This is a genomic window from Halogeometricum borinquense DSM 11551 (genome assembly GCF_000172995.2).
GTDB lineage: Archaea > Halobacteriota > Halobacteria > Halobacteriales > Haloferacaceae > Halogeometricum > Halogeometricum borinquense.
Map to the genome: position 1 here is coordinate 348,383 of NC_014729.1, position 21,134 is coordinate 369,516.

General features: G+C 61.3%; 25 protein-coding genes and 1 tRNA gene. 11 read left to right on the top strand and 15 right to left on the bottom strand.

Annotation, left to right across the window (positions count from 1 at the left end):
• Positions 1-612 carry a class I SAM-dependent methyltransferase gene (locus HBOR_RS01765; RefSeq protein WP_006057162.1) on the bottom strand — a complete coding sequence of 204 codons (612 nt, stop codon included), beginning with the start codon at positions 610-612 and terminating at the stop codon, positions 1-3.
• Positions 613-959: 347 nt separating this feature from the next.
• Between HBOR_RS01765 and HBOR_RS01770 the strand changes: the two genes are divergently transcribed.
• Positions 960-1,286 (top strand): NifU family protein, encoded by a 327-nt coding sequence (locus tag HBOR_RS01770; protein WP_013440430.1) that lies wholly within the window; start codon positions 960-962, stop codon positions 1,284-1,286.
• 107 nt (positions 1,287-1,393) lie between these two features.
• Here the strand turns inward: HBOR_RS01770 and HBOR_RS01775 are convergent, their stop codons facing one another.
• Positions 1,394-1,813: a metal-dependent transcriptional regulator gene (locus HBOR_RS01775; protein ID WP_006057164.1), complete on the bottom strand. Its 420-nt coding sequence runs from the start codon at positions 1,811-1,813 to the stop codon at positions 1,394-1,396.
• 337 nt (positions 1,814-2,150) lie between these two features.
• A complete protein-coding gene (locus HBOR_RS01780) occupies positions 2,151-2,837 on the bottom strand; it encodes a type 1 glutamine amidotransferase (RefSeq protein ID WP_006057166.1) in 687 nt (228 codons plus the stop codon).
• Positions 2,838-3,010: 173 nt separating this feature from the next.
• Between HBOR_RS01780 and katG the strand changes: the two genes are divergently transcribed.
• Positions 3,011-5,155, top strand: coding sequence for a catalase/peroxidase HPI (gene katG, locus HBOR_RS01785; RefSeq protein WP_006057167.1), 2,145 nt, complete (start codon positions 3,011-3,013; stop codon positions 5,153-5,155).
• A gap of 398 nt (positions 5,156-5,553) precedes the next feature.
• Here the strand turns inward: katG and HBOR_RS01790 are convergent, their stop codons facing one another.
• The 5 genes from HBOR_RS01790 to HBOR_RS01810 all read right to left on the bottom strand — a co-directional run bounded on the left by HBOR_RS01790 (position 5,554) and on the right by HBOR_RS01810 (position 8,798).
• Positions 5,554-5,850, bottom strand: a complete 297-nt coding sequence (locus tag HBOR_RS01790; RefSeq protein WP_006057168.1) for a hypothetical protein — start codon at positions 5,848-5,850, stop codon at positions 5,554-5,556.
• Positions 5,851-6,222, bottom strand: coding sequence for a helix-turn-helix domain-containing protein (locus HBOR_RS01795; protein ID WP_006057169.1), 372 nt, complete (start codon positions 6,220-6,222; stop codon positions 5,851-5,853).
• Between the two features lie 230 nt (positions 6,223-6,452).
• A tRNA-Arg gene (locus tag HBOR_RS01800) sits at positions 6,453-6,525 on the bottom strand.
• Positions 6,526-6,581: 56 nt separating this feature from the next.
• Positions 6,582-8,000, bottom strand: a complete 1,419-nt coding sequence (locus tag HBOR_RS01805) for an MATE family efflux transporter (RefSeq protein WP_006057170.1) — start codon at positions 7,998-8,000, stop codon at positions 6,582-6,584.
• A gap of 210 nt (positions 8,001-8,210) precedes the next feature.
• The gene (locus HBOR_RS01810; protein ID WP_006057171.1) at positions 8,211-8,798 is read right to left on the bottom strand and encodes a 2Fe-2S iron-sulfur cluster-binding protein; all 588 of its coding nucleotides are present in this window, start codon (positions 8,796-8,798) and stop codon (positions 8,211-8,213) included.
• Between the two features lie 132 nt (positions 8,799-8,930).
• Here HBOR_RS01810 and HBOR_RS19825 point away from each other — a divergent pair, with 132 nt between their 5' ends.
• The gene (locus HBOR_RS19825; protein WP_006057172.1) at positions 8,931-9,104 is read left to right on the top strand and encodes a hypothetical protein; all 174 of its coding nucleotides are present in this window, start codon (positions 8,931-8,933) and stop codon (positions 9,102-9,104) included.
• Between the two features lie 98 nt (positions 9,105-9,202).
• Here HBOR_RS19825 and gnd read toward each other — a convergent pair whose 3' ends face one another.
• Entirely contained in the window at positions 9,203-10,099 is an 897-nt protein-coding gene (gnd, locus tag HBOR_RS01815) for a phosphogluconate dehydrogenase (NAD(+)-dependent, decarboxylating) (RefSeq protein WP_006057173.1), read from the bottom strand.
• A 100-nt stretch (positions 10,100-10,199) separates the two neighbouring features.
• Between gnd and HBOR_RS01820 the strand changes: the two genes are divergently transcribed.
• The 5 genes from HBOR_RS01820 to HBOR_RS01840 all read left to right on the top strand — a co-directional run bounded on the left by HBOR_RS01820 (position 10,200) and on the right by HBOR_RS01840 (position 13,312).
• Positions 10,200-10,598, top strand: a complete 399-nt coding sequence (locus tag HBOR_RS01820; protein ID WP_006057174.1) for a CBS domain-containing protein — start codon at positions 10,200-10,202, stop codon at positions 10,596-10,598.
• A 57-nt stretch (positions 10,599-10,655) separates the two neighbouring features.
• Positions 10,656-11,753, top strand: coding sequence for an aminopeptidase (locus HBOR_RS01825; RefSeq protein ID WP_006057175.1), 1,098 nt, complete (start codon positions 10,656-10,658; stop codon positions 11,751-11,753).
• A gap of 179 nt (positions 11,754-11,932) precedes the next feature.
• Positions 11,933-12,337 (top strand): 30S ribosomal protein S6e, encoded by a 405-nt coding sequence (locus HBOR_RS01830; RefSeq protein ID WP_006057176.1) that lies wholly within the window; start codon positions 11,933-11,935, stop codon positions 12,335-12,337.
• Between the two features lie 13 nt (positions 12,338-12,350).
• Positions 12,351-12,788, top strand: a complete 438-nt coding sequence (locus HBOR_RS01835; protein ID WP_013440432.1) for a DUF7112 family protein — start codon at positions 12,351-12,353, stop codon at positions 12,786-12,788.
• A 44-nt stretch (positions 12,789-12,832) separates the two neighbouring features.
• Positions 12,833-13,312: a DUF5807 family protein gene (locus HBOR_RS01840; RefSeq protein ID WP_006057178.1), complete on the top strand. Its 480-nt coding sequence runs from the start codon at positions 12,833-12,835 to the stop codon at positions 13,310-13,312.
• A 39-nt stretch (positions 13,313-13,351) separates the two neighbouring features.
• Here the strand turns inward: HBOR_RS01840 and HBOR_RS19830 are convergent, their stop codons facing one another.
• The 3 genes from HBOR_RS19830 to HBOR_RS01850 form a co-directional block, all read right to left on the bottom strand.
• Positions 13,352-13,489, bottom strand: coding sequence for a hypothetical protein (locus tag HBOR_RS19830; protein WP_006057179.1), 138 nt, complete (start codon positions 13,487-13,489; stop codon positions 13,352-13,354).
• A 100-nt stretch (positions 13,490-13,589) separates the two neighbouring features.
• The gene (locus tag HBOR_RS01845; RefSeq protein ID WP_006057180.1) at positions 13,590-14,849 is read right to left on the bottom strand and encodes a DHH family phosphoesterase; all 1,260 of its coding nucleotides are present in this window, start codon (positions 14,847-14,849) and stop codon (positions 13,590-13,592) included.
• 76 nt (positions 14,850-14,925) lie between these two features.
• Entirely contained in the window at positions 14,926-15,390 is a 465-nt protein-coding gene (locus HBOR_RS01850) for a universal stress protein (RefSeq protein ID WP_013440433.1), read from the bottom strand.
• Between the two features lie 95 nt (positions 15,391-15,485).
• Here HBOR_RS01850 and HBOR_RS01855 point away from each other — a divergent pair, with 95 nt between their 5' ends.
• A complete protein-coding gene (locus HBOR_RS01855; RefSeq protein ID WP_006057182.1) occupies positions 15,486-15,944 on the top strand; it encodes a universal stress protein in 459 nt (152 codons plus the stop codon).
• Between the two features lie 37 nt (positions 15,945-15,981).
• Here HBOR_RS01855 and HBOR_RS01860 read toward each other — a convergent pair whose 3' ends face one another.
• Positions 15,982-16,527 carry a GNAT family N-acetyltransferase gene (locus HBOR_RS01860; protein WP_006057183.1) on the bottom strand — a complete coding sequence of 182 codons (546 nt, stop codon included), beginning with the start codon at positions 16,525-16,527 and terminating at the stop codon, positions 15,982-15,984.
• Positions 16,524-16,892 (bottom strand): universal stress protein, encoded by a 369-nt coding sequence (locus HBOR_RS01865; protein ID WP_006057184.1) that lies wholly within the window; start codon positions 16,890-16,892, stop codon positions 16,524-16,526. Before HBOR_RS01865 ends, HBOR_RS01860 begins: the two co-directional genes overlap by 4 nt.
• A 126-nt stretch (positions 16,893-17,018) precedes the next feature.
• Between HBOR_RS01865 and HBOR_RS01870 the strand changes: the two genes are divergently transcribed.
• Positions 17,019-17,852, top strand: coding sequence for a DUF5806 family protein (locus tag HBOR_RS01870; protein WP_006057185.1), 834 nt, complete (start codon positions 17,019-17,021; stop codon positions 17,850-17,852).
• Between the two features lie 126 nt (positions 17,853-17,978).
• On the opposite strand, the gene HBOR_RS01875 is transcribed toward HBOR_RS01870, so the two are convergent.
• Positions 17,979-18,527, bottom strand: a complete 549-nt coding sequence (locus HBOR_RS01875; RefSeq protein WP_006057186.1) for a DUF7529 family protein — start codon at positions 18,525-18,527, stop codon at positions 17,979-17,981.
• A 97-nt stretch (positions 18,528-18,624) separates the two neighbouring features.
• Here HBOR_RS01875 and HBOR_RS01880 point away from each other — a divergent pair, with 97 nt between their 5' ends.
• Positions 18,625-21,078, top strand: coding sequence for an ABC transporter ATP-binding protein (locus tag HBOR_RS01880; protein WP_006057187.1), 2,454 nt, complete (start codon positions 18,625-18,627; stop codon positions 21,076-21,078).
• The last annotated feature ends 56 nt before the right edge of the window (positions 21,079-21,134 follow it).

Genomic DNA, 21,134 nt, shown 5'->3' on the forward strand with positions numbered 1-21,134 from the left:
TTAAGAATCCAGACCGACAGCCGGATAGGATTGTGCTTGTCCACTCGAATTCCGGGCGACGATTTGGGTTCGCATTGCGGTCCGGCCGTCGTCTCGGGATTCGGTTTTCGCATCGAACGCGAGTACGGTGAGGTCCAAGCAGGTGTGGAGCAGTTCGTTTGCCCCGAAGCGATACTGGTCACCGCTCGGACCCGCCTCGTACTGATCGGTCGACCGCAGATGATGTTCGTAGAAGAGAACGCCGTCTTCGGCGAGTGCGTCGATGAGATCTGGGAGCCGATCAACCGTGCGATAGAAGCTGACCGTAATGAGATCGTACCTGTCTTGGGGAAACTCGTGAGAAGGGATGTCCACTTGGAGACAGTCGAGTTGGTCGGCAACATCGCGGTCACGTGCTCGCTCACGCGTGATTCGCAACCCTTCGCGAGACTGGTCGATGGCTTCCACTTCGTAGCCTTCCTCGGCGAGGAAGACGGCGTTTCGTCCGGTACCAGCCGCAACGTCGAGTGCGCGTCCCGGTGGGAGTGCATCGACGTACTGTTCGAGAAGCGGTGCTGGCTCCGGATCGCTTGGATACTCGCCGGAGCGGAACCGTTCGTCCCAGTTTGTCATTGAACTGTTCTATGATCGACTGCGGTAAAGACTCAGTGGGGACATCACGTTCTGAACCGGTCGGCGACGGTTCACGAACCTTCTCTGGCACAACTGTGGTAGAACTGTCTCCCAGAAAAATTCGCTTGTCAGTGTGGGTGAGACAGTCTCTGTTTCTGGTCTCGTGACGTCGTTCTCTACCGTGCCGATGTCGTTTTAGAGACAAAACGCACATTTCGAATTATCAAATTTACTTGCCAATAAACACTGAATATGTCTGAATTTGGCTAGCCTAATCCTCACAAACGGAGATTTAGGCCCGCCAAACACCACAGATTTATTACAAATACGGGTGTATGGTATTCTGTATGAGTGCTGAAAGTCTTGAACGAAGAACGCGAAACTACCTCAGTAACAACGTCCCGCAGATTCAGGAACATGGCGGACACTTCGAGATCGAAGACGTCGATAACGAAACCGGTGAAGTGACGGTTGCCATCGGTGGTGCCTGCTCGGGATGCGGTATTGCACCGATGACGATGCGAGCGATCAGACATCGCCTCCCCGACGAAGTTGACGACATCTCGAAAGTAACTGTCCGTCGCGCAGGTGGCCCCCGAGCGGCCGTGATGCCGGACAAGACCGCAGAAATGGAGGAGATGGAAGAGTACAAAGACTACGAGCCACCGTTCTAGTGACGGATCCGACGAGTACGCTATCGCTCGCGTTCTCGGATTAGCACCCTGAGAATCTGTTTTAGGGGGTTTGTGGTTTCATTTCCGTCTTTTCGAGGCGTGCGAAGTCACTCTTGAGCAGAGTCACCGGTCGAAACGTATGGTTCCCCTCGTGTCTCCACAGCAGCGTCGCCGTCGTAGGGGAGTGTCGATGCGAGTCGATCCGCGATATCGGGACTCACGACTCCCGCCATCTCCATCGCCTCGGATTCGTAGTCATCGAGTTCGAGCACGCTTCGGAAGAACCACGAGAGCGTCACGTACGTGTCATGCAACTCTGCTGCCGTCTCTCGTCCGACCTGTGTGAGTTCGGCACCGTCGTACGGTTTGTAGGTGACCAGTCCCTCGTCGTCCAACCGATGGAACGTCTCTATTGCCGTTGCTGATGATCGATTGAGCATCGATGCGACGATACCGGGTGAGACGGGTGCCGACTCTCGATGCTCGGCAATATACAGCGCGATGAGATATTGCGGGCGGCCGCTCATCCGCTCCCCCATCGAACGACGGATGACTCGACGTACGAATCCGTCTCTGTCGGTCGATCACCGAACGGAGCCGTGTTTCCCCCGTCGAATTCGGACATTGCGCTGGCTTCTATCTCCGGCGCTTCGTCGGTTCGGCCACCGACTCGGTCCGCGAACTATCTACAGCCTTCACGCGCGAACGACTATTGACAGCTGTATCGCCGTGTTCGAGAGACGCTCGGTGGGTCGGTGTCCAGCGCGTCGCAAGTACCTTGTCCATGGATTTTGGCCGGCCTAAAAATCTAAAGAAGTTTCGGTTGTTAGGCAAACCAAAAAGTGTGAAAAACTGGTCTTCGAATCAGTCGCTCACGGATGTCCGTTGTTGGCAGCACTGGGAGAAGTTTTCGAGCGTTCGTGTCGCCGTGGACGCCTCGAACGAGTACTCGCTTTCGTCCCACGAATCGCTGTATTCAGGACGGATTTCGGGCGTGAACTCGGGGTGATACTGGACGGTCCAGATTGGACGCTCGTGATGGCGCGTCGCAAAGTATCGGTTGTAGTCGGCTGTACCGACGACTTCCATCCCTTCACCCGGTTCGGTCACGATATCGGAGTGGAGGACGGGGACGACGTTTCTAACTCCTTCAAAAAGGGGAATCTCGGCTAGCGACGCTTCGACGAGATAGTTTCGGGACTCTCCGCTGTTGACGACGGTGCCCCCGAGTACTTCGTTTACGAGTTGGTGTCCGAAACAGATCCCCAATAGCGGGATTTCTTCGTCGATGACTGCCTCGACGAACTCCTTCTGTCGGGTAATCCACGGCTGGTCCGGTTCGTCGTAGACGCCAGCGCCGCTTCCGCCGATGACCACGCCGTCAACGTCCTCGAGCGATGGATCGTCGTCTCCGTTCGGATAGTTGTACATCCGCACGTCATCGCCGGGTAACAGGCGGGCGACTTCGCCGGCCATGTATCCACCTTCCACTGCGTTGTCCACTACCAGTATCACGATACCTCCCGGTTCGGTTCCCAGTTTAATATACATCTAGTCGCCCAGCCAAAATTATTCATCAGTGATATCTCGCCCGAACTGTGCTGAATTCAGGTGTGACCCACCCACTGACAATCCTTTATAAATCCAAAAGATTGCTTATGGTGCAGCAAATACCCATTCTGAATTAGACAATCTTATCAGTAAAAAGGAACAACCAATCGTGCATGAATAGGTCCAACCAAGACTGGTGGCCGAATCAGTTGAACCTGGAGATTCTCGACCAGAACGCTCGTCAGACCGACCCGATGGGCGAGGAGTTCGACTACGCCGAGGAGTTCGAAAAACTCGACTTCGAGGCCGTGAAGGAAGATATTGAAGCGGTGATGACCACGTCGCAGGAGTGGTGGCCTGCCGACTACGGTCATTACGGACCGCTCTTCATTCGGATGGCGTGGCACAGCGCTGGCACGTACCGCACCGTTGACGGCCGCGGCGGTGCGGCCGGTGGTCGTCAGCGCCTCCCACCGATCAGCAGTTGGCCGGACAACGTGAACCTCGACAAGGCTCGTCGCCTGCTCTGGCCGGTCAAGCAGAAGTACGGCCGCAAGCTCTCGTGGGGTGACCTGATCGTCTTGGCCGGGAACGTCGCGCTGGAGTCGATGGGATTCGAGACGTTCGGCTTCGCCGGCGGCCGCGAAGACGACTACGTACCCGACAAGGCAGTCGATTGGGGTCCGGAGGACGAGTGGGAGAAGACTTCCTCCGACCGCTTCGACGAGGAGGGCGACCTCAAGGAACCACTCGGCAACACCGTGATGGGCCTCATCTACGTGAATCCGGAAGGTCCGAACGGCGAGCCGGACGTCGAGGGCTCCGCGAAGAACATCCGACAGGCGTTCAGCCGAATGGCGATGAACGACGAGGAGACTGTCGCCCTCATCGCTGGTGGCCACACCTTCGGGAAGGTCCACGGCGCCGACTCCGGCGACAACCTCGGACCCGAGCCCGAAGCAGCTCCGATCGACCTGCAGGGTCTCGGTTGGGAGAACGAGTACGGCTCCGGCAAAGGTCCCGACACGATCACCAGCGGGATCGAGGGCCCGTGGAACACCACGCCGATTCAGTGGGACATGGGTTACATCGACAACTTGCTCGAGTACAAATGGTGGCCTGAGCAGGGTCCCGGCGGTGCCTGGCAGTGGACCACACAGGGTGGCGAGTTAGACGACGCTGCACCCGGTGTCGAGGACCCGTCGGAGAAGGAAGACGTGATGATGCTGACCACGGACATCGCCCTGAAGCGAGACCCGGACTTCCGGGAGGTTCTCGAGCGCTTCCAGGAGAACCCCGACGAGTTCCAAGAGTGCTTCGCAAAGGCCTGGTACAAGCTCATTCACCGCGACATGGGCCCGCCGGAGCGGTTCCTCGGCCCCGAAGTCCCGGACGAAGTAATGCTGTGGCAGGACCCCCTGCCGGACGCCGACTACGACCTCATCGACGACGAAGCGGCCGCCGAACTCAAGGAGGAGATTCTCGGGTCGGACCTCTCCGTCTCTCAACTGGTCAAGACCGCGTGGGCGTCGGCATCGACGTACCGCGACAGCGACAAGCGCGGCGGCGCAAACGGCGCGCGCATCCGTCTCGAACCGCAGCGGAGCTGGGAAGTGAACGAGCCGGAAGAGCTTGAGACGGTATTGGAGACGCTCGAAGGTATTCAAGACGAGTTCAACAGTTCACAATCTGATGAGACCAGAGTCTCGCTCGCCGACCTGATCGTGCTGGGCGGTAACGCGGCCGTCGAGAAGGCGGCGGCAGACGCCGGGTACGACGTGGAAATTCCGTTCGAGCCCGGACGGACGGACGCCACGCAGGAACAGACCGACGTCGAGTCGTTCGAGGCGCTCAAGCCGAAAGCCGACGGGTTCCGGAACTACATCGAGAGCGGTGTCGACGAGAAGCCCGAAGAACTGCTGGTGGACAAGGCGGAACTGCTGAACCTGACGGTCGAAGAGATGACGGTCCTCGTCGGCGGGATGCGGGCGCTGGACGCGAACTACCAGGGCTCCGATCTCGGCGTCTTCACCGACGAGCCGGAGACGCTGACTAACGACTTCTTCGTGAACCTGCTCGACATGGATTCCGAGTGGGAACCGGTCTCGGACTCCGAGGACGTGTTCGAGCTACGCGACCGTGAGACGGGCGAAGTCCAGTGGAAAGGGTCCCGGTTCGACCTCATCTTCGGATCGAACGCCCGACTTCGTACCGTCGCGGAAGTCTACGGAGCTGCTGACGGCGAGGAGAAATTTGTGCACGACTTCGTAGAGACGTGGCACAAAGTGATGACCCTCGACCGCTTCGACCTCGAATAAGCTGCGCGTATCTGGACCGGTGCTCGTGTGCGACCGCTCGATTGAGTGGAGCCACGGTCCCCAGTCCGGTCTCACAATCGACGTGATTTCCATCTTTTTTCAGCATTTCAGCAGAGCTGAAACGGTGGAACGAGCGAGCGCTACGACCGTTCTCATCGAAATCACAAACTGCCCGCTGTGGCTTTCCTGTGGCGAACAGAGGACTGAAAAAGCGACGGAGTTGACGGTATCTCCAGAACGCTAATGGGTGTGAGTACGTCGGGGGAGTGAGCGAAGCGAACGGACCCGACGGGAATGCGTCATCGCGTGTGACAGAACCGTGTTAATCGGCGTGCTGTCTGGCGATTAACGACACACAGTTCTAACTACCGCAGATACACTTCTACCTGCTCGACGACTTAGTCTACAAACGCCTTTTCGAGACGCCCTTGCCAGGCGACGAAGTCCTCTTTCCGAGGTGAATGAACTGCCCACGGTGAGACGAACGAGTCGCGAGGAACACCACCGACCTCCCACAGGTCATCGGTAAGTGGGAGTGAATCGTCGTACCCCTTCGTCGAGATGGCGACGGCGATGTACTGCTGGTCACCGAACGGGTGCGTGCTATTGTTGACGATAAGCCACGGTCGTTGCCTGTCGTCGCCGAGTTTGAACGGGTCGGAACTCCGGACGACGTCACCACGCTCTGGTTGCATCTACTGTTCGTCCTCGTCTCGTTCGCTCGGATGGGGTGCTTCTGGTGCCACTGTCTCCCATTCGTCAGCGTCGATACCGCCGTCTTCGTCGTCTAGTCTGTCGGTCGTGGTGTGGAGGTCGTACGCGGCGGCGACGCGCTCGTCGTCATCCGTGATTGCCCAGAACTCCCGCTTGTGGCGAACGAGATTACGGTCCTTCAAGCGGGAGAGTGCAGTGCCGACGGTGTTCGGGTCTTCACTGATGGCGGTCGCAATCTCCGAGCGCGTGAACGCCTGATCGCTGTGGGTGTAGAGATACGTGACCACCTGTTCCGGGACGCTTGGTCCTCGTGGAAGGTCACCGGACTCGAAGTCGTCGATGCTCACGGGCATACTATGACTGTAGTGTGCTGATGTAATGAGTGTACTGCTGTACTTTGTGTGCTGGATATCGTAGTGAGTTCGTCACGGTGCGTGCCAGACCCCGTGGACGAGAAAACGTGTGATTTGGGGGCTACAGCACTCGTTCTTTGGTTCTACACCGCTCCAGAACTGTACGGACCCGACGGGACTCCCACGAGCGCTAGCGAGTGGGAGGTCGTCGGGGGAGTGAGCGACGCGAACGGACCCGACGGGATTTGAACCCGCGACATCTTGGTCCGGAACCAAGCACTCTGTCCACTGAGCTACGGGCCCTCGGGCACAGATACCGCTCGCCTGCGTTTAACCGTTGTGAACCACGTTGATAAATCTCACTCCATGGCAGCCTCCGAGTGATCGATAACCGCCCGTTTCCACGTCCCGCGGGTGAACCACGCGGCCGCCGCAATCGCGCCGAGAATCTGTCCGACGGCCATCCCGATCCAGATACCCATCTCGCCGAAGCCCTGCATGAACGAGAGATAGTAGACGATGGGAATGCGTCCGAACCAGAGCGCAAATAGCGAGAACGCAAGCGCCGTTTTCGTGTTGCCCGCGCCGCGGTACGCACCGAGGACAGTTTGGAGGACGCCGATGAAGCCGAACTCGAAGGCACGGACACGGATGTATTCGGCACCCAGTTCGATCGTTTTCGTTGCCGAGTCGGTTCCGGTATCGATGAATACGCTGACGATAGGCTCGGCAAAGAGAAAGGCGACGACACCGATGACGACCATGACGCTCGCGCCAACCTTTGCGGCCAACCACACCGCCCGTTCGGCGCGTTCAGGTTTCTCTGCCCCGAGATTCTGCCCGACAATCGTGTCCGTCGCTCGACCCAGTCCGAGTGCGGGGAGAAACACCAAGGACGTGAGACGGTTGCCGAGACCGTAGGCGGCGACGACTTCGGGGGCGAACGTCACGACCATCGCCGTGAGTGTGATGAAACCGAGCGCACTCGCGGACTGTTCGAGGGCGCTCGGGACACCCAACCGGATGATTTTCTCGATGTACTCCCGTTGCGGGACGAAATCCGATACCGATACGTCGGGGCCGGCGCTGGTCCCGAAGATGACGTACAGGCCGATAACGGTGGCGACAGCGCGAGAGAGAACGGTTGCGATTGCGGCACCGGTGACGCCGTAGCCTTCGAATCCCGTCGCGGCGAACAGCGTGGACTCGACGCCGCGGATGCCGAGCATCCCGAACAGCGGGTTCGACTCGAAGCCGAAGATGAAGATGGGGTCTACGAGGACGTTGATGGCCACGCTGATGAACATCACGACCATCGGCGCGCGCGTGTTGCCGTACCCGCGCATGAGCGAGGAGAATACGAAAAAGCCGAACAGGAACGGCAGACCGAGGAAGAACACGCGCATGTAATCGCCCGCGTGGGGAATGACCTGTCCTGCGGTCGCGGCGGAACTCGGCAGCACGCCGAGCATCAGGTCCGTCGAGGCGAATCCGAGGAGGCCGACGACGACGGCGATAATGCTGATAAACGCGAACGTCTGTCCGGCGACGACGCCCGCGGACCCTTCCTCTTTTGCACCGGTGTACTGGGCGACGAGGATGGTTCCGGCGACTGTGAATCCCCCGCCGACGGAGATAAGCAGAAAAATAAGCGGGAAGGCGAGGCTGATGGCGGCGACCGCGTCAGTCGAGAGACGACCGAGCCAGATGGTATCTGCGAGATTGTAGGCGACCTGTAGCAACTCGGTGACGATAATGGGCCACGCGAGTGCGAACATCGGTCGGCGCAGGTCGCCCTCTGTGAGAGAGCCACCATCTGGCGGAGGCGTTGTAGGCACTGGACACTAGGCACGGGTGGTTTTCGTTTCAACCCGTCGAAATGGGAAGGGACCGCCGGATGTTTCGAATCGAAATACTACGCACCTCGTGGGGAGTGCGCTACGCGATCAAACGTTCGAGAGAAGTAATCCTCGGGGGAATCGACTGCGTTACGGCGCTTCGCCGGTTTCGATGGTGAAGTCAGCCTTGGGATAGGCGACACAGGTCAGCGTGTAGCCATCGTCGAGTTCGGCGTCGCCAAGCATCTGCTGGTTGTCGTGGACGACGTAGTCCTCGGAGCTACCACCGGAGGTAATCTGTCCGGCACAGGAGACACACTGCCCCTGTCGGCACGCGTACGGGAGGTCCATGCCTTCGTCCTCACCGGCTTCGAGGACAGTCTCGTTGTTTGCGACCTCGATAGTCGCGCCCTGTTTTGCGTACTCGACCTCGAAGTATTCGACTTCGTCCTCGGGGATATCGGCGGGACTCGACGACTCCTCTTCGGCTTCGCCTTCGAGTTCCGCACCCTCTTCGCCGCTAGCGACTGCACCCGCGGCGACGCCGCCACCGCCGATGGAACGGTTCATCGGTTCGGGGAAGTCCGTCTCAGGGACCGTACTCGCCCGACGTTCGAGGACCTCTTGTGAGATGTCCGCGGCGGGCGTCCACTCGGTCCCCCGCGAGAAGTGCAGGGCGACGGCCATGAGCGTCAGGGTCATACCGATACCCAGCCCCACGAGGTTGATTTCGACCATGCCGGCGGCTACGGAGTCGGGGGTTAAGGGGATTATGATTGTGTTTACACGGGCGGGCGGTTCGCGGGGTGCGGAGCCGAATATCTTCGACTTCGACCGAACTGTTTTGGTCTCGCTCGTTCTTTCTCTGTCGTGGCAAAAATCGTCTACGACGACGGCACAGGCGTCGTCGAGTACGAAGCACCGACCATTGAGTACGACAAGACGCGACGCGCGTGGGTGATCCGACAGGGTGGCGACAAACCTGTCTCCATCTACATCCCCGAAACACAGGTGTTTCGGGTGGAAAAACAGGGCGGGCGGTGACGCCGACGCAGCACCACGGGGCGATCCGTGACAGTGAGGCCATCTCCGCGACTGTCCCGCCCTCTCCTCACAGATAACTTCGCGCCGCTCGCAGACGCTTACTCCTCGCGGACGACTTCGTGCCGGCCGAATCCGTAACGCAGGCGATTCGCCAGACGGCGGGAGAACCGCCCCTCATTCCGACTGTCGAACCGCTCGGCGAGCGCTTGGTAGATGAGCGGAACCGAAACCTCCTGTTCGAGCGCCTCCTGAACCGTCCACGTACCCGTCGAACCACCGGCGACGTGGTCGGCCACGTCGCCCAGGTCGTTGCCCTCCTCGCGGAACGCTTCCTCGCAGAGTTCGAGCAGCCACGACCGGATGACTGCACCGTTGTTCCACGTCCGTGAGACGGCTTCGAGATCGAGATCGTAGCGGCCGTTCGCCAGCAATTCGAAGCCCTCGCCGTACGCCTGCATGAGAGCGTATTCGACGCCGTTGTGGACCATCTTCACGTAGTGGCCCGATCCGGCGGGACCCATCCGGTCGTGGCCGTCGGGCCCGGTCGCAACCGCGTCGAAAACGGGCGTCAGTTCCTCGTAGGCCCACTCGGGACCGCCAATCATGAGCGAGAAGCCGAGTTCGGCACCGGCGGGACCGCCGGACGTACCGCAGTCGAGGTACGCGGCCTCGGTCGCCTCCGCGCGGCGGACGGATTCCTCGAAGTACGAGTTTCCGCCGTCCACGACCACGTCTTGTCCGTCGAGATGTGGGTCGAGTTCGTCCAGCGTCGCGTCCACCGCTTCGCCCGCGGGGACCATGAGCCAGATGCGCTTTTCGTCGCCGAGTCGGTTCATCAAGTCCTCGATGCTGGAGGCGGGTTCAGCCCCCGCGTCGGCCGCCGTTGCGACGGCTTCTTCGGAGAGGTCGAACGCCACGACGTCGTGTCCAGCGTCGAGTACGCGATTGACCACTATCTGTCCCATCCGTCCGAGTCCGATGACGCCCAGTTGCATGCGTGGCCGTCAATCCGCGGGGGAGGTAGTGGTTCCGGTTCGCCGAGTCGCGTACGAGAACGCGACGCGCCTATGTACTGTGACACCTAAGTACAAACCAATGCTCGACGAACTCCTCAGAACGGACGTCCCGACTGCTGCACCGGAAACGCCCATCGCGGATGTTGCGACGGTGATGCGTGACACCGATGCCGATGCCGTCGTCGTCCTCGATGAGGACCGTCCGCTGGGCATCATCACGCCCGCGACGTTAGGCCGCGCCGTCGTCGCCGGAGAGGACCTCGGTTCGGAATCAGTCGCCGAACTCGTCTCCGGCGATCCGGTGACGATTCGGCGCGTGGCGAGTCGGTCGGACCTCGTGGCCGTGTTCGCCCGCGAAGATGTCCGCGAGGCCATCGTGCTTGATGAGATGGACCAGTACGTCGGAATCGTCTCCTTCAAGGACGTTCTCACCGCATACAGCCGGGAGTTCGACGCACTCCTCGATCTTTTGGAGTAACCCTTCTCACTCTCTCGCAGACGCGACTGTTTTTATCGCGCCGCGTGACGCTCCGATATGGACCCCAGAATCCGTGACCACGCCGAGGTACTGGTCGATTGGAGTGCGCGAATCGAGTCGGGCGACGACGTGGTGGTGAGCGTCGCCGAAGGTGCTCACGAACTCGCCGTCGCCGTCGCCGAAAAACTCGGAGAACGCGGCGCGAACGTCGTCACTACCTACGCGTCCGACGAAGTCTTGCGCGCGTATCTGCGCGCACACGATGCGGAATTCGACTTCGGAGCGCACGAACTCGCCCTTTACGAGAACGCCGACTCAGTGCTGTTCCTCGGCGGCGGACGCAACACGTTCGCCACTGCCGACGTACCCGGCGAGACGCGGCAAGCGTCGGATCGTGCCTCCCAGCCAGTCCGCGAGGCGCGCATGGACACCGACTGGGTGTCTACCGTTCATCCGACGCGTTCGCTCGCCCAACAAGCCGGAATGGCCTACGAGGAGTACCAGCAGTTCGTCTACGATGCCGTTTGCCGCGACTGGGAGGAACTGGCCGACCAGATGGCGAATATGAAGGAGATTCTCGATGAGGGGTCGGAAGTGCGACTCGTGAAAGGCGATAACACCGACATTCGGATGTCTATCGAGGGCCGTACGGCCGTCAACTCCGCCGCCTCCGTCGCCTACGACTCGCATAACCTCCCCTCCGGGGAAGTGTTCACCGCACCGTACGACCCCGAGGGCGAGGTGTTCTTCGACGTGCCGATGACAATCTCCGGTTCACGCGTTCGAAACGTCCATCTCACGTTTGCGGACGGTGAAGTAACGGATTTCACCGCCGAATCAGGGGAAGATGCCCTCGCAGAGATTTTCGACACCGACGACGGCGCGCGCCGGCTTGGTGAGCTCGGAATCGGGATGAACCGCGGTATCGACCGCTTTACGGACAATATCCTGTTCGACGAGAAAATGGGCGATACAATTCACCTCGCTGTTGGCCGCGCCTACGGCTCCTGTCTCCCCGAGGGCGAATCGGGTAACGACTCGGCCGTCCACGTGGATATGATCACGGACGTAAGCGAGGAGTCGCGGATGGACGTAGACGGGGAAGTCGTTCAGCGTAACGGCGTCTTCCGATGGGAAGACGGGTTTGAGGGCTGAAGCCCGGGAAATACCCCGTTCTCGGCTCGCCGTTTTCGACCGGAAATTACAATGTGTCTATCCGCTGGTGCTTGTTGTCTCTTGTCGTACTGAGAACCGGCCGAAACAGGCACTCGACGGTAAGAGAGGGCGGAAGCGCTTTCGACGTACTTTTTACCGGCTGTCGTTACGTTCCACGCATGGCAGAATTCAAGGTTGTCGTCTCCGACCCCGACGCCGGTGACACGCACCAGTTCGAGGTTGATGGACAGGACGCGAACCGATTCCTCGGCCGAGACATCGGCGACGAGGTAGACGGCGGTGCCGTCGGTCTCGACGGATTCACGCTCGAAATCACGGGCGGGTCCGACGAAGCGGGCCGTCCGATGCGCGAGAACGTCGCCGGTTCGAACCTCAAAGAACTCCTCCTTGAGGGCGGCGTCGGTTACAAGCCGTCCCGCGACGGCGAGCGCAAGCGCGTCACCGTTCGCGGCCGTCAGGTCTCCGACGAGACGGCGCAGGTCAACGCCAAAGTCATCGATGGCGGCGACGTCGCCGCTGCACTCGGCGAGGACGACGAGGAAGACGAAGCGGACGAAGAGTAACTACTCACTCACCGTGTCGGAACGCGTCCCTAGCGACCACGACTCGGTGATGTCGTACCGCGCGACCATCGCGCGTAGCGGCGGCACTCGCCGCCCCTGTCTCCGTCTCCCGGACGAGGTCACGGCCGTCGAAGACGGCGATATCATTCGGCTGTCCCTCGGCGGCGAACTGTTCCACGCCCGAGTGACGGCGGACAGTTCGAGCCGCCTCCTTCGCGGCGCGTACGACAACAAACGGCTCGCTCGGACACCGGGCGAGGGGACGAACCGCCTCGTCGAGTGGTGTGAAGCGACGAGCCGCGACCCCGGGTCGGCCGTCGAATTCGACGAACTCGATGCGGGCTTCTGTTACGGACTCCGCGAGCCCGGCAAGCGGACGGTGTACTCCGTCCCCTCGCGGCCAAACGAGTCGTTGGCGAACATCGCCGAGAAGTTCACGCGCGACGAATAGGCTGAGTTCACGCGACTTTTACGCTTCCGCGGGTATCTCGTCGTATGAGCAAACTCGACGAGTTCCTCGCGGGCGAACGCCACGACGACGTCGCGCTGTTTCTCACACACGAGTATCTCGACAGTCAGGGGAAACTGCCCAATTTGGGCGAAGAAGTCGAGAACGGGTACGTGCTCGTCGTCCCCGGCGACGACGGCCGCCGCGCGTTCGCCGCCGGAACCGGGATGGACGCGATGGAGTTCTCTCGCACCGCGATGGCCGAGAAAGGCCACATCGACCGTGAACTCGGCGGCGGCGAATGCCCCGACCACGACTCCGATGAGAACCATCAAGCCGAGTTCATCTTCTCGTTCTCCGAGGAGCAAAACGAGGAGGTCGGCGGTCTCTACGCTCGCGGCGACGTGGTCCACGCCTACGCACACTGCGCGTGCGGGGCGAACTATTCCGATAAGTGGGTTATCGGCGAGGAGACCGAAACGGGCGTCCAACCCGGCGAGTCCGAACCCGCAGAGGCGGACGAATAGGGCGTTCGAGCGTGATCCCCGCCTCGACTGTAGCGTGGGTTAGACGCCGATTCTCGTCACGCCGAGTATCGCGCCACACTGGTTACATTCCCACACTCTGGCGTCACTGAACTTCGCCGAGGTGTCGCTTTCGATGACTTCGATGAGTTCCGCTCCGCAGTCAGTACAATGTCCCATGTTGGTTTTCCAACACGAAGGGGCAAAATAATTAGGGACTCGTGGATTGGTCTCTTTGCAGGACCGAACCGGTTGGCTGTTCTCAGTTCAGCGACGGCCGTTACGACTCCGTCTTGTCGGCCTCGTCGTCCGCATCTGCCGTCTCAGCTCCTTCCTCGTCTTCGCTTTCCTCAGCCACTTGCTCGGCCACTCGTTCGAACGCGGCGAGGATGACGCGTTTTGCCGCCGCACCGTTCGTCGTCCAGTGGTGGGCGTAGTCCAGCATGTCGTCGTAGATGTCCGGCTTACAGCCGGCGGCCTTCGGGTGGCCGCCGCCGTTGACCTGCCCGGCCACCTCGTGGGCGCGTTCGAATCCATCGGACCCGCGGATACTGGCGCTTCCAGCGGGTTTGACGACGACAGCGGCGTCTGCGCCGCGTTCGCGCAGTCCTTCTGCGACCTCGTTCTGGGAACACCGACCGTAGGTGACGCCGACAGTCCACGGACCGACCTGCTTTATCTCCGCGCGGTCGAGTGCGGCGTCGATGAGTTGCTGTTTCTCGACGCGACGGAGTTCGATGAACTGTTCGACGATCTCAGGGAGATCGACGCCGTACGCGCCGACGACCGCGACGTACTCCTCGGGACTGACCCAGTAGGCGTAGTCGGCTAAGTCGTCGCTTCGCTCGTCTTCTTTCAGCCACAGATCGTGATCGCGGGTGACGGCGGCGAGTTCGGTCCACCGGTCGTCGAAGTCGTAATCAAGCGAGCGCAGAGTCACGCCCGTCGAACACTCCTCGTCGGACTCACCGACGACGAGTTCGACGCCCGCATCACGGACGGCGACCATCGTCTCGTCGTCCCACTGGTGGTGGTCGTACCACGAGACGGAGTCGGCGCGGTCGAGAAGCGCGGCCAGTTCGTCTTCGACCCACTCGTACTGGTCAGGACAGAGGTCACAGACGTAGGCGTCGATATCTTCGGGGGCGTACTCGGCAACCCGTTCGAGCGCGTCGTCCAGCGAGTACGGCCCTGCACCGACGAGTGCGACAGTCGAGCGCGGCAGTTCCTCGTCTTCGTCCTCGTCCTCGTCGTCTATCGGTCCATCCGCCTCCCAGCGTTCGACTCGGCGAGCCACGTCGTCTTCGAACGCCGCTACGTCAAGTGTCGCGTCGTACATCTCTCGAATGAGGGCGACACAGCCGAGTCCGTCGGCGTCCGTGTCGGCGATGACGACGGCTTCGGCGTCTTCGACGGCCTCTTTCACTCGTTCTTCGGCGCGTTCTTCATCCAGCGAATCGGGATAGAAAAAGCCCGTTCCGGGCAACTGCGACTTCCGCGAGAGCGACAGCCGAGAACTGTCGATAAGTTCCTCTTCCATACCTGTTCGAGGAGTGCGGGGGTGAAAATCTCCGTGGTCCGGCGTGCGCCCCACAGTCGGCGTTTCGACGGGTGGCTCAGGCTGATTCGGGGGTTCCTTCCAGTCCGTCCGTCTCGTCTTCGGCTAACTGACGAACCGTGAGAACTGGAACCGGACAGGTGCGGACGACGCGTTCGGCAACCGATCCGATGAGGAATCGGTTCTCGCCGTGTCGGCCGCGCGTCCCCATCGCCACCATGTCCGCGTCCACCTCGCGGGCGTAATCGCCGACGACGGTGGCGGGCCGTCCTTCGCGGACGGCCGTCGTCACCGACCGGTCCGTTGCCTCCTCCACTTCCGAGAGGGCGCGCTGTCCGCGTTCCGTCAACGCCTCGCGCATTTCATCACGGAGTCGTTCGGGCGAGGAGTCAACCTCGCTGGCATCGACAACGTACAGCGCGTGGACCGACGCACCGAATCGGTCTGCGAGGTCCAAGGCGACATCGACGGCCCGGCGGACGCTCTCGGAACCGTCCGTGGCAACGACGATTGTGTCGAACATGGGCGGCGGTTCACCCGCAGGTGGCATAAAACCAGCCGAGGAATTGCGGTCGTGCGGGGTGGGTCTTTTTGACGGCGGCCGTCGCATGCCCCGGTATGAGCGACCGACGCCCGTTGGACGTGAATCTCGTCCTCGTCCCCGTAGACCGGAGCGAGGAGTCCGCGAACGCCGTCGAACACGCCGCCGCCATCGCCGCGGAGTACGACGCCGCGGTCCACGCCGTCCACGTCCTCGGCGGGGACGTGGTCCGCGCCATCGAGACCGGTGCTGTGGACGACGAAGACGTGGTGGCCGACAGCACGGCGATTCAGGAGACGGCGGGGGAAATCGCGGCTCGTTACGATGTCGAACTCGCTACGTCCGTCGCCTACGGTTTCTCCACGAAAATGAAGCTCAGACATCCCGGAAGCGTCGTCCTCGACACGGCAGAAGAGTTGGGGGCGGACTTCGTTGTCGTCCCGCGCGAACCTGTCTCGGGCGACCCCGGCGAGGTGCTTGCCAAGGCCGCCGAGTACGTCCTCCTCTACGCCAGCCAACCCGTCCTTTCGGTGTAGGTGCGTGTTGGTGGTGGGATTTTCGACTGCGTCCGAGTCAGTCCGCTGACTCAGTGAGTCGAAGCGTCATCTCCATCTCGAAGCTCTCAGAGTTGCTCGTCTCGAACCCGATTTTCTTGTAGAGACCGACCGCGGGGCGGTTCCAGCGTTCGACCGTGAGCCACACTTTCTTGACGCTGTTCTCCGCACCGTGGCCCAGCAACGACTTGATGAGGAGTGTCCCGATGCCTGCCTCCTGATACTCTTGGAGGACGAAGATAGCGAGTTCGTAGGCGTCGTCGTCGGGGACGAGCGTCGCGTGTCCGGCGGCGTCGTCGCCGTCCCACGCGATGACGTTCAGACACTCCTCGGCGAGGATGTTGTCTAACCAGTCGCGGATGCGCCGCTCCTGTCCCGGTGGAATCCCCTGCGCCCTGTCGGCGGGGTCGAACGCGTCGTACATGGAGACGAGCGACTCGAACTCCTCGTCGCTTCCGTCGTACGGCCGAACCTCGATGTCGCGGCCTTCGCGGTCCTCGAACGTGACCGGTGGTGATTCGAACGGCCCAGCAACTGCATCCGGATAGCGGCGTTCTGTACTCATCGGACCAGAGACACCGTGACGTGCGAGTTCAGCAGGACGAACTCAGCGATGCTCCCGATGTTTATCTTCCCCATCGGACTCGTCTCGCCGCCGCCGAGGACGATTTCGTCGAAATTCTCAGACTCGGCGGTATCGACTAACTGACTGCCGGGGTCGCCTTCGAGATGCCGAACTTCGGCCTCGACGCCCTCCTCGTCGAGAATCTCGCGGACGATTTCGGTTATCTCCTCGCGCGACCGATCCGATGCAGGGTTTTCAACGACCGCGACAGTCAAATCGTCGCCTGCGGCGGCCGCTCGCGCGACGGTTTGCTTGACCGCGCGTATCGAGTCGTCGCTCCCGCCAACTCCCAAGAGCACTTTCATGGGACGTGGTGTCGCGGCCGCGGTAAAAAACAGTTGCCCGTTTCGCCCGTTTTTTCAGTTGTTTTCCTCGCGCTTGGCGGACCGCCCGACGGAATCCTTTTCCGCCGCGGGGGGAAACCCCGCCGTATGACCGACGACGACCGGACGACGCCGGACCGAAACGGACGGTCCGACGCCGACCCGGATGCGACAACCGGATCGACCGAGGACGCCGCGGAGACGCCCCAAGACGGCGAACGCCCCGGGGCGATTGACCGCGACGAACCGCGGCCGACTGACGGCGATGCGTCGGCGGACGCCGAAGACATCGAATCGGTCGACGCAACGGACAGCGAAGGGGACGACGGAGCGGGTGCGACGGACGCGGAATCAACAGACGCGGAATCGACAAACGAGAAATCGACAGACGCAGACGGGACGAACGGCGAATCGACGGACGAGGAGCCGGAGATTCCGCGTGACGTGCAGAAGTACGCGCGCTTCAAGAAGATGGACGGCGCGCAGTACGACCGAGTCAACGAGTTCCTCCGCGACCGCACGTACGTCACCGCCCGCGAGTGGGCCATCGCGCGACTCTGTGCGGACTTCCGAACTGAGACGGGTGTCGAGATGACGAAAATCGGGGAGAATCTACCCGAACTCGTCCCGTTCATGACCGACACGTACACGCCGCAGGCGGTCAATCAGGCCCGGTCATCGTTCGAAGGGAAAGTTCGGAAGGCAGGCGCGACGTTCCTGTACGGTGCGATGTCGGGATTCTTCACGGCCGAGGAACTCGACGAGTTGATGTACGAAGTGAGCGAAGTGGCGAAGTTCCTTCTCGAAGTCGAAGGCGTGGACCTCTCGGTCGAAGAGGAACTTGAAGCCGAAGAACGCATCTCCAGTGTGATGCGGGAAGTGCGTGATGCGAGTGAGGATCTGCGCCGCGAAGAACTGGCCGATGAGGCCAGCGACGACTGATTCCGTTCTTTTTCTGTTCGTTCTTTTTCTCTCCCTGCAATTACGCTTCGCCGGTGACGTCGCCGTCAGCGTCTGTGTCCTTGTCGGCGGTTTCGGCTGTCAGCGTCCGTCTCACCGTCGGCGGTTTCAGCTGTCAGCGTCCGACGTATCGTCGGCAGTGTCACTATTACCGTCAGCATCGGGCACCAGTGCTTCGGGGTCCTCTTGGACGAAGACGACGCGCCGGTCGTCCGACAGAGGCCGGATGTATAGGCGCATCTCTCCGCGCTCCTCGATCTGTTCGAGCATCGGCTGACCTTCCGTCATCGTGTAGTACACCGGGACAGCGACGGCTTCGCCCGCCGACTCGGCCTGCATGACGACGACGGCGAACATCACGTCGCCCCGTTCGGCACGGTAGGCATCGTAGGAGTCGAACGTTGCGTCTTCGACCAACGCTTCGACCGTCTCGAACTCGTCGCCGGGGACGAGAACGTCGAGGCCAGCGCGGTCTGTTTCCACGGTATCGAGGGTTGCAGGGACAGGTGTCACGTCGCCGGGATGGAGTTCCGTGACATTCCATCCTGCCTCGCGGTACTCCGCCGCGGTGGCCTCCATATCCTCGATGACGTGGTCCCAAAACTCCATCACGCCGGACAACGGGTGCGCCTCGCGTTCTCGTTCCGGGTCGTCCATGCCCCGAGTTCGGCTCTCGAACGAAGAAAAGCGTTCCCTTCTACTTCACAGTAGAAAGTGAAAAACTATTTGCGGTCAAGGGGGCCATCGTGTGACAATGACTCTCCTATCCATCTCGGATCTCCGCACGCAGTTCGCCACCGACCGCGGCCAAGTCAAGGCCGTAGACGGCGTAGACTTGGAAATCGACGAGGGTGAAACGGTCGGTCTCGTCGGCGAGTCGGGATCCGGAAAGAGTGTGACCGCCCTTTCGACAATGGGGCTGGTTGACGATCCGGGCCATATCGTCGGCGGCGAGGTGACGCTCACCTCTCCCGAACTCGCCACCCAACTCCGCGAGGAGTATGGCGCACCGTCCTTCGTTGACGGTGACGAGATCGATCTCACCGCTGCCCCCGAGGAGGCACTTCGCTCCGTGCGCGGCGGCGAGATGAGTATGATCTTCCAGGACCCGATGACCTCGCTGAACCCCGCGCTGACGGTCGGTGAGCAAGTGTCGGAAAGCCTCCGCCTGCACCAGTATGGCGGTCGAAAGAAGGACACATGGCTCAACGCCGTCCGCGAAGTGCTGCCGAAGATCGGCGGGCAAGAACTCGACGAGCAGGTTGTCGAACGTGCGGTCGAAGTCCTCTCTGAAGTCGGCATCCCCGAACCAACCTCCCGCGTGGACGAGTACCCGCACGAGTTCTCCGGTGGGATGCGTCAGCGCGTCCTCATCGCTATCGCCCTCGCATGCCGCCCGAAACTGCTCATCGCCGACGAACCGACGACGGCACTCGACGTGACGATTCAGGCGCAGATTCTCGACCTCATCAACGAGTTGCAGGACGACCTCGGGATGTCTGTTCTGATGATTACGCACGACCTCGGTGTCGTCGCCGAGACGTGCGACCGCGTCGCAGTCATGTACGCGGGCGAAATCGTCGAGGAAGGACCTGTCGAGGAGATTTTCGCCAATCCGTCGCATCCGTACACGTACGCGCTTCTCGAATCCATCCCGACCGAGGATAAAGAGCGCCTCACGCCCATCGAGGGCAACGTCCCGGACCTCATCGACATGCCGACCGGGTGCAACTTCGCCGCTCGGTGTCCGTGGGCGACCGACGAATGCCGGCAAGGAGATATTCCGTACCTTCAGCACGGTCCTGACGGCGTGGAGCACCGCGCGAAGTGTATCATGGAGGAGTTCGACACGAGCGTCTACGGCTCCGACGATGCCCTCGAAAAGGGTGACAGTGATATCGGAGAGGAACTGCTCCGAGCGGAGGGTCTGAAAAAACACTTCTCGCGCGCTGAGGGCCTCTTAGACGAATGGTTGGGACTAGAGGACGCGAGCGTGAAAGCCGTAGACGGTGTGGACCTCTCCGTGTACGAGGGTGAAACGCTCGGCCTCGTCGGCGAATCCGGCTGTGGGAAGTCCACTACCGGTGAGACCATCCTCCAACTGCTCGACGCGACTGAGGGCCGCGTCGTCTTCCAAGGTGAAGATCTGACCGAGTTGGGTGGGACGGATCTGCGGAAGAAACGCCGTGACCTGCAGATGATCTTCCAAGACCCGATGTCGAGTCTGGACCCCCGGATGACCGTCGGGCAGATCATCGCCGAACCGCTGCAGATTCACGACCTCCCTGCAGAAGAGCCGGGCGAAGACCAGAACCGCCGCGAACAGCGCCGTGACCGCGTTGTGGAACTCATGCGCGCCGTCGGTCTCGAACCTGGTCAACGAACGCGCTACCCACACGAGATGTCCGGCGGCCAGCGGCAACGCGTCGGAATTGCCCGCGCGCTTGCGGTTGACCCGGACTTTATTGTCGCCGACGAACCCGTCTCGGCGCTCGACGTCTCGGTGCAGGCACAGATTCTCAACCTGCTAGAGGACTTGCAGGACGAATTCGGTCTCACTTACCTGTTCATCGCGCACGACCTCTCCGTCGTGCGGCACATCTGCGACCGTATCGCCGTGATGTATCTCGGTGAAATCGTCGAGACGGCCGCGACGGACGACCTGTTCGCAGAGCCGAAACACCCCTACACGCAGGCGCTCCTCTCGGCGATTCCCGAACCAGACCCGACGGCCGAGACGGACCGCATCATCCTCGAAGGTGACGTGCCGTCGCCCATCGACCCGCCGTCCGGGTGTCACTTCCGGACGCGGTGTCCGCAAGTCATCCCGCCCACCGACATCGAGATCGAACAGGCGGCCTACCGCGAAGTGATGGATCTACGCCAACGCGTCGAATCGGAGAATATCGACGTAGCGGCAGTCCGCGAGGAGGTGAGCGCATCCGGTGGGAAAGCAGAGACTGCCGCGGCCACCGATGGCGGTGTTCCGGCGAACGCCGTCGCGGCCGAACTCTACGACCGTCTCTTCGAGGAACCGCTTCAGGATGAAAACCGACGTGTCGTTGAGTCGGCGCTGAACTCCATCGCCGCAGCGGAGTGGGACGAGGCGGCGAGCATCCTTCGAGACCGGTTCGAAAGCGTTTGTGAACGTTCTGCACCGACGCTCGATGGAGATACCCACGCCACATCGTGCCACTTGTACGATTGAGGAACCACACGAGATTCGCCGTCTAGAGCCGTCTTTTGCCGGTTCTTCACGTCACT

What these genes read in the sequence shown, in the direction of transcription:
- HBOR_RS01765 (WP_006057162.1), bottom strand. Translation starts at nt 612, where the DNA reads ATGACAAACTGGGACGAACGGTTCCGCTCCGGCGAGTATCCAAGCGAT.
- HBOR_RS01770 (WP_013440430.1), top strand. Translation starts at nt 960, where the DNA reads ATGAGTGCTGAAAGTCTTGAACGAAGAACGCGAAACTACCTCAGTAAC.
- HBOR_RS01775 (WP_006057164.1), bottom strand. Translation starts at nt 1,813, where the DNA reads ATGAGCGGCCGCCCGCAATATCTCATCGCGCTGTATATTGCCGAGCAT.
- HBOR_RS01780 (WP_006057166.1), bottom strand. Translation starts at nt 2,837, where the DNA reads ATGTATATTAAACTGGGAACCGAACCGGGAGGTATCGTGATACTGGTA.
- katG (WP_006057167.1), top strand. Translation starts at nt 3,011, where the DNA reads ATGAATAGGTCCAACCAAGACTGGTGGCCGAATCAGTTGAACCTGGAG.
- HBOR_RS01790 (WP_006057168.1), bottom strand. Translation starts at nt 5,850, where the DNA reads ATGCAACCAGAGCGTGGTGACGTCGTCCGGAGTTCCGACCCGTTCAAA.
- HBOR_RS01795 (WP_006057169.1), bottom strand. Translation starts at nt 6,222, where the DNA reads ATGCCCGTGAGCATCGACGACTTCGAGTCCGGTGACCTTCCACGAGGA.
- HBOR_RS01805 (WP_006057170.1), bottom strand. Translation starts at nt 8,000, where the DNA reads ATGTTCGCACTCGCGTGGCCCATTATCGTCACCGAGTTGCTACAGGTC.
- HBOR_RS01810 (WP_006057171.1), bottom strand. Translation starts at nt 8,798, where the DNA reads ATGGTCGAAATCAACCTCGTGGGGCTGGGTATCGGTATGACCCTGACG.
- gnd (WP_006057173.1), bottom strand. Translation starts at nt 10,099, where the DNA reads ATGCAACTGGGCGTCATCGGACTCGGACGGATGGGACAGATAGTGGTC.
- HBOR_RS01820 (WP_006057174.1), top strand. Translation starts at nt 10,200, where the DNA reads ATGCTCGACGAACTCCTCAGAACGGACGTCCCGACTGCTGCACCGGAA.
- HBOR_RS01825 (WP_006057175.1), top strand. Translation starts at nt 10,656, where the DNA reads ATGGACCCCAGAATCCGTGACCACGCCGAGGTACTGGTCGATTGGAGT.
- HBOR_RS01830 (WP_006057176.1), top strand. Translation starts at nt 11,933, where the DNA reads ATGGCAGAATTCAAGGTTGTCGTCTCCGACCCCGACGCCGGTGACACG.
- HBOR_RS01840 (WP_006057178.1), top strand. Translation starts at nt 12,833, where the DNA reads ATGAGCAAACTCGACGAGTTCCTCGCGGGCGAACGCCACGACGACGTC.
- HBOR_RS19830 (WP_006057179.1), bottom strand. Translation starts at nt 13,489, where the DNA reads ATGGGACATTGTACTGACTGCGGAGCGGAACTCATCGAAGTCATCGAA.
- HBOR_RS01845 (WP_006057180.1), bottom strand. Translation starts at nt 14,849, where the DNA reads ATGGAAGAGGAACTTATCGACAGTTCTCGGCTGTCGCTCTCGCGGAAG.
- HBOR_RS01850 (WP_013440433.1), bottom strand. Translation starts at nt 15,390, where the DNA reads ATGTTCGACACAATCGTCGTTGCCACGGACGGTTCCGAGAGCGTCCGC.
- HBOR_RS01855 (WP_006057182.1), top strand. Translation starts at nt 15,486, where the DNA reads ATGAGCGACCGACGCCCGTTGGACGTGAATCTCGTCCTCGTCCCCGTA.
- HBOR_RS01860 (WP_006057183.1), bottom strand. Translation starts at nt 16,527, where the DNA reads ATGAGTACAGAACGCCGCTATCCGGATGCAGTTGCTGGGCCGTTCGAA.
- HBOR_RS01865 (WP_006057184.1), bottom strand. Translation starts at nt 16,892, where the DNA reads ATGAAAGTGCTCTTGGGAGTTGGCGGGAGCGACGACTCGATACGCGCG.
- HBOR_RS01870 (WP_006057185.1), top strand. Translation starts at nt 17,019, where the DNA reads ATGACCGACGACGACCGGACGACGCCGGACCGAAACGGACGGTCCGAC.
- HBOR_RS01875 (WP_006057186.1), bottom strand. Translation starts at nt 18,527, where the DNA reads ATGGACGACCCGGAACGAGAACGCGAGGCGCACCCGTTGTCCGGCGTG.
- HBOR_RS01880 (WP_006057187.1), top strand. Translation starts at nt 18,625, where the DNA reads ATGACTCTCCTATCCATCTCGGATCTCCGCACGCAGTTCGCCACCGAC.